A 4,532-nucleotide genomic window follows, 5' to 3' on the forward strand; every position below is an offset into this window, starting at 1 on the left:
GGGCCACAGTGTACGCATGCAGGTGCGCTCCGAGCTGCTCTCCGATTCGGGACCGAGATTGGGGCCCGTGGGCCACCGGCCGATCGTCAAAGCAGCCGGTCGCGAAGGGCTGCTCGTGGCCGACAGTGTATGTTCGTGCATTCGCCTGCAAGCAGTCGGTCGTTGCTTGGTCGGTCGCCACGCGCGACCGCTTTCGGGGCGACGGGCGAAGGAGCACAGTCGGCCACTTCCTGTCGCTAGTGGACGASTGCTGTCGGGCGAGCGATATGGCCTCGGAGCACGCAGACTTCACATTGGCTTCGCGATATCGACYCAAGCTCTGCGGATGACTCCTCAACAGCTTCCCTCTGTTCTCGGTCGTGTCTTGGCAGTGGCGGCTACGGCTCTCTGCGGCGCATCGATCTTGGGCTGCAGCGGCCCCACCGATGCGCAGGTGGCAGCTGATTTTGCGAAGCTGCATTCGGGATGTACKCTCACCAGAGCCGTGGGTGGTGAGTCAGAAGGKGGAGCCCTGTGGGTGGACGTATGGGGCAACTGCACCGGTGACGACCACCGATTCAAGGACGTGTTCCGATACGTGGAGAAAGACGGTGAATGGATAGTCGTTTCATCGAGTGTGCAGACACCAATCTACCGAACTCCCTAGCCCGGCAAACGACTGCGCACCCGCATATCGTCGGGGCAACCGACTGACAGCAACGGGKCGTCTACAGGCGACCGGGCGAGGCAAGCGACCGTCCACGACCAGTCGGTCGTGACAGGCAGCTTTCGAACAGTTCGCAAGCCTCTCCGGTGTTGTTCCTTTCGAGGGGTTCTAAGAGAATGATTCCAATGCTTCGATACGCTGCGATCGTGCTGGCTGCAAGCTGTGCAACACACGCCGTTCAAGCCCAGTCGATTCCTGCGGGCACGTACATCACCGAGGGAGGATGGGGTACGTYGGTCGTTGAGAAGGATGGCAAGCTTCAACTGGACACCATCGGGRCAAACGGCCACTCGTGCGGACTGGAGGCCACCGTTCGAGACATGAAGGCTGTGACGCAGGAGGGATGCAAGATCAGCTTCGAAAGAAGCCTCGACCGAGTGTCGATCAACCCGGATCCGGCCACCGAGGCCGCATGCAGGGGGCCTTGCGGATCTCGCGCCTTCTTCCAGGGCGACTATTACCGCGAAGYTCCAGCCTGCCGTGCAGTGCTTGTGAAGCATGAGCGCGACCGTTTCACTGCGCTGTACCGCGGCCGAAAGTATCGGGAAGCCGCGGAGGCCCTCAGCGCCTTGCTGAATCGCTGCGGCCGCTTCATGTACTGGCTGCCCGACGAGGCGCAAGTGCGCAACGACTTGGCGCTGACATATCACCATCTGTCCGACGATGCTGCGTGCCTCGGCGTGTTGTCTCCGCTGCGTCGCGCATTTGTGGAAGATGAGCGAATCACCAGCCGTGCCTTCACGCCCGTTGATGAAGGCGATGGCCAGGCGATGSTACGGATCACGCGCTTCAACTGGAAGACCTGCGGCGGTGAGRTRCCGGACTGARCGCACGACGGATGCTGCGTACTGGCGTTGAGCCGACAGATCAATGAAACTATCAGCGGTCGCTCGCTGCGCACGGCGCGCAGACCTGCAATCGGCCACAAGCGGTCCGTCGTGAGTGACGGCTTTCGGGTAGGCTGGTCAGCGTGGATCAAGCATTTACGCTCAAGAATTCGAGGGTCCGAAGATGGCTCGTTGCCGTACTGTCCATCGGCGTCATCTTGGTTGTGCTACGACCACCATGCTTCTGGCTGTCAGGCATCGGCGCTGGTCTCGTGGTGTTGGCGTCAGCKTCAAACTCTGCTCGAACAAGGCAGTGGATGTCGTGGCAGAACGAAGGCTCACTGAACTGGTTCGAGGGGTGCGCCGCGTCGACAGGAGCGCTCTTGGCGGCTCTGCCGCTTGGTGCTGCGATTCTGAGGTCGTGGGTAACGGCTTGAGGTCCCCCGTGACAGCCTCAGGGCCACAACCAGCCAGTCACTAGCGTCAGCTCTGGGCCCCCCAACCGCAGCGTTTCGCCGCGCTACCATCAGTTCGCAACTCATCTACGGACAGGCGATGATCGAACGGGAGCAGGCGACCAAGCTTTATGACGTATATCAGCGAGCATTCACAGTGCTTTGCGAGGCGTATCAGGTTCTAGGTGAACTGCCCGACGGCCCCGAGCGCGATGACGCCGTCCGGGCACACGGTGAGACTACTGACGCGGTGCTTTTCGGGCTTCGAGCACGGCTTCTTGATCACTATCCAGAGCTCGAGGCTACCGCTCCGGAAGTTACAGCCGCAGTGAAACATGATCCGCTCAATGGCGTGGCTGATGAACCATTGACCATCGGTCCCGATCAGTTGGAGAGGTTGTCTGCCTATCGGAGCGGTGCCAAGTTGGGCGATCTGCCAGGGCTCGACCCTACTGGCGAACGCGAACGGCTCTCGCAGCTGCTGAACGGCTTGGTTGACATCCTGATCGCTGGGCTCACTTCCAATCCAAGCAAGCTGTGGGTCATGGCGCAGTTCCAACGCGTTCTCGTCCAGGTTGAGCATGAGGACACCGAAGGGAGAGAGCATTTCGGGACAGAGCTGGAATCGATCATGGACATCCTCGACATCGAGAGCTCGGATGGCCTTTTGACCTTCTACTTGGGCGGCATCTGATGAAGCCACACAGGACGTCGCATGCCGGCCAGAAGCTCCCCTTCGCGAATGTCTCCTTCGGCGCAGCCGACTTGAACCTCCTGCTCATCAGTTCGATCTTCAGAGATTCAAATGGATACCAGTCATATCTCTCTTGCCGTCAACCCGGACGATCACGACGTTGCCTATTTGTCCCTGCCCGGTCACCCAGGCAAAGGAACTCCTGGTTGCGTGACAAAAACAGTGCGTCTAGCGAGCCTGTTGCCGTACAAGGGCCCGGACTTGTACTTGGACTTTGACGCCCAAGGGCATCTGATTGGCGTGGAAGTCCTCGCCTGAAGCCGAGCGGGATCGTTGCGAGCCCTCGGATTCGGATTGTGGCAACGAGTCGGCGAAGTCTCTCCGCTCAAGTGAGCGAACGGCTGCCACCGGCCAGTTGCAGACGCTGGGGATAGACTGCTTTCAGGTGAGCCTGCACCGAACCAGATGATKAAWAAATTGACCCAGCGAACAGCGAAACTTGCATGCGCGACTGTCGTCGCTTGCGCAGTGCTCTGGGCTACCTACGYTCTTGCCGGGCGCGYTCCTGATATGAGCAGCCCCATCCGAGTTACCGACTCAGTATTCCTCGCAGACGGCGGGTCAGCATGGATTGAGCTCACTGATGCCGCGGGCAAGAAGATTGCGGTTGACGTGCATGGCAGCCTCGAACGGAATGCTTCGGACTTTCGTGTCTATCTGCAGCGTTGGTATCCCGTTTTCCCGGTTCCAGTGCGAGTGGAACCACGGTCGGAAGCAGGACGTGCATTGCTGGAAGTCATCGAGCGAGCTGGCCGCGATGGCAGCCCCGACGCGGCCCACGCGCTTGCACCGGCGCGCGTCGCACTCACAAGAGGCGCTCACTGACGGAAGGCTCCACCCGGCCACAAGCCGTCCTTGGGCAGCGTCTGTTCCCGGGTAACGCTGTGAGAGGCTACGATGCAACAAGCAGCGTCGCGGAGCAGGAGTTTTCGGGCCCGGGCGACGGGCTGCAGGTGTCAACACTGGCCGCCGCCGACCAGACGTCCGCGCAATCGGAAATGCAGATAAATTCCGTCTGCGGGGCGACTCGCACGCGCTCAGCCTCTTGAGCCAAACGTAAGACTTCATGACGGATCTTCGCTTCACAATTGCCCGTTGGATCGCAGTACCGGCAGCCATTTTTTTCGCCGCCAGTTGGCTGCTCTTGCCCTCACGCCTACAACTCTCCAAAGCAGTAGAGACGACCGCCCTCGCTACTCGATCAAGATTAAAGGGCGTGGATTACCTCTTTCTACAAACCCCTTCCTTTGGTGAAGTCCGGGTGCAGTGCATTGAGGCGCCAAAGCTCTGCGAGTTGCCCATTCCGCGTAAGGGCGCGCTACTTCGTGTGTGGCTGCAAGATGTCGGCCTCTTGGGTGGGCGTTGGATCGTCGCCGCTGAGTTTGATGGAAAAACAGTCGCCTCCCAAGAGTCGCAGGCGCCTGTTTTCCGCACCGCGAAGGTCATGTGGGGCCTGGGCTCTCTCATTGGTCTCGGCATAGCGTTCATCCTCTGGCACTTTGCCCCGTTCAAGGCGCTTGACCCGCGGCAGACCTAACCTTGCCATCAGGAGGATCTGGCGGCGGCTGGCAGCTTTGCGGCTTTGAAAACGAGGCGTCGAACGACGGCAACGGGTCGACACCTGCAGTTCGCCGCTCGTGAGAGCGGGCGTTCAACAGAACATGTCTGACGGAAGATGCGGCGCTCTGCCAGACGGCGCGGCTCTGCTCGGTGTATCTCTGAGCTGCAAGCCGCGCTGCCGGTCAAGCTACGCGCCTCGATGGGCTTGTGGCGCGAGAGCTGTCTTGCGA

General features: G+C 60.4%; 4 protein-coding genes. All 4 read left to right on the forward strand.

Annotated elements, in window-relative coordinates; genetic code table 11:
- Window positions 1-1,026: 1,026 nt before the first annotated feature.
- The 4 genes from AC1DXV_RS31660 (at window position 1,027) to AC1DXV_RS31675 (ending at window position 4,279) form a co-directional block, all read left to right on the forward strand.
- The gene (locus AC1DXV_RS31660; RefSeq protein ID WP_477869437.1) at window positions 1,027-1,533 is read left to right on the forward strand and encodes a hypothetical protein; all 507 of its coding nucleotides are present in this window, start codon (window positions 1,027-1,029) and stop codon (window positions 1,531-1,533) included.
- A gap of 555 nt (window positions 1,534-2,088) precedes the next feature.
- A complete protein-coding gene (locus tag AC1DXV_RS31665; RefSeq protein WP_477869439.1) occupies window positions 2,089-2,682 on the forward strand; it encodes a DUF4844 domain-containing protein in 594 nt (197 codons plus the stop codon).
- A 111-nt stretch (window positions 2,683-2,793) separates the two neighbouring features.
- Window positions 2,794-3,000: a DUF2283 domain-containing protein gene (locus AC1DXV_RS31670; RefSeq protein WP_477831120.1), complete on the forward strand. Its 207-nt coding sequence runs from the start codon at window positions 2,794-2,796 to the stop codon at window positions 2,998-3,000.
- 808 nt (window positions 3,001-3,808) lie between these two features.
- Window positions 3,809-4,279, forward strand: a complete 471-nt coding sequence (locus AC1DXV_RS31675) for a hypothetical protein (RefSeq protein WP_477870282.1) — start codon at window positions 3,809-3,811, stop codon at window positions 4,277-4,279.
- The last annotated feature ends 253 nt before the right edge of the window (window positions 4,280-4,532 follow it).

The sequence above is a fragment of the Rhizobacter sp. P3_C12 genome (assembly GCF_056402735.1).

Excerpts from the sequence above, each read along its gene's own strand:
- AC1DXV_RS31665 (WP_477869439.1), top strand. The coding sequence starts at position 2,089 with ATGATCGAACGGGAGCAGGCGACCAAGCTTTATGACGTATATCAGCGA.
- AC1DXV_RS31670 (WP_477831120.1), top strand. The coding sequence starts at position 2,794 with ATGGATACCAGTCATATCTCTCTTGCCGTCAACCCGGACGATCACGAC.
- AC1DXV_RS31675 (WP_477870282.1), top strand. The coding sequence starts at position 3,809 with ATGACGGATCTTCGCTTCACAATTGCCCGTTGGATCGCAGTACCGGCA.